A 1,199-nucleotide genomic window follows, 5' to 3' on the forward strand; every position below is an offset into this window, starting at 1 on the left:
GCAGCTCTTCGTGGTCGAGGCCGAGTTCGCCGATGAGGATTTCTTCGGTGTGCTGGCCGAGGAGGGGTGGGGTGGTGATGTGCACGGGGGAGTCGGAGAGTTTCAGCGGGTTGCCCACGGTGGTGAAGGTGCCGCGTTCGGGGTGGTCGACCTCGACGATCATGTCGTTGGCGGCCAGTGAGGCGTCTTCGATGATCTCGCGGGTGGAGAGGATGGGTCCGCAGGGGATGTTGTGGCTGTTGAGTCGTTCGAGGACCTCCCATTTGGGCAGGGTTGAGGTCCATTCCTCGATCAGCTGGAACATCTTGGCGAGTTTGGGCAGCCGGGCTTCTGGGGTGGCCCACTCGGGGTCCGCGGCGAGTTCGGGCCGGCCGATGAGGGCGGTGAGCGGGGGCCAGCCGACGGGCTGGACGATGACGTAGACGTAGTCGTTGGGCCCGCCCGGCGCGCACCTGACCGCCCAGCCGGGCTGGCCGCCGCCGGAGGCGTTGCCCGAACGCGGGACCTCGTCGGTGAAGTCGTCGTTGGGGTATTCCGCCAGCGGGCCGTGGGCCAGGCGCTGCTGGTCGCGCAGCTTGACCCGGCACAGGTTGAGCACCGCGTGCTGCATGGCCACGTTCACTCGCTGGCCGCGCCCGGTGCGCTCCCGCTGGAAGAGGGCGGCGAGGATCCCGGCGACGGCGTGGACGCCGGTGCCGGAGTCGCCGATCTGCGCGCCGGTCGCCATCGGCGGCCCGTCCTGGAACCCGGTGGTCGCCATCGACCCGCCCATCGCCTGCGCCACCACCTCGTAGGCCTTGAAGCCGGTGTACGGGCCTTCACCGAAACCCTTGATGGAGGCGTACACGATCCGCGGGTTGATCTGCCTGATCCGCTCCCAGGTGAAACCCATCCGGTCCACCGCACCCGGCGCGAAGTTCTCCACCAGCACATCCGACCGCTCGATCAACGCGGTCAGGATCTCCTTGCCCCGCTCGGTCTTGGTGTTCAGCGTGACACTGCGCTTGTTGCAGTTGAGCATCGTGAAGTACAGCGAGTCCACATCCGGCACATCCCGCAACTGCCCGCGCGTGATGTCCCCGCCCGGAGCCTCCACCTTCACCACATCCGCCCCCAGCCACGCCAGCAACTGCGTCGCCGACGGACCCGACTGCACATGCGTCATATCCAGCACACGGATCCCCTCAAGAGCCTTCGTC

At 67.6% G+C, this 1,199-nt stretch carries 1 protein-coding gene; it reads right to left on the reverse strand.

The window, feature by feature from the left end:
- A partial coding sequence (frc, locus tag ACZ6TU_RS38925; protein ID WP_469553516.1) for a formyl-CoA transferase occupies nucleotides 1-1,199 on the reverse strand: 1,199 nt, incomplete at both ends.

Source organism: Streptomyces sp. NPDC052064 (assembly GCF_055585925.1).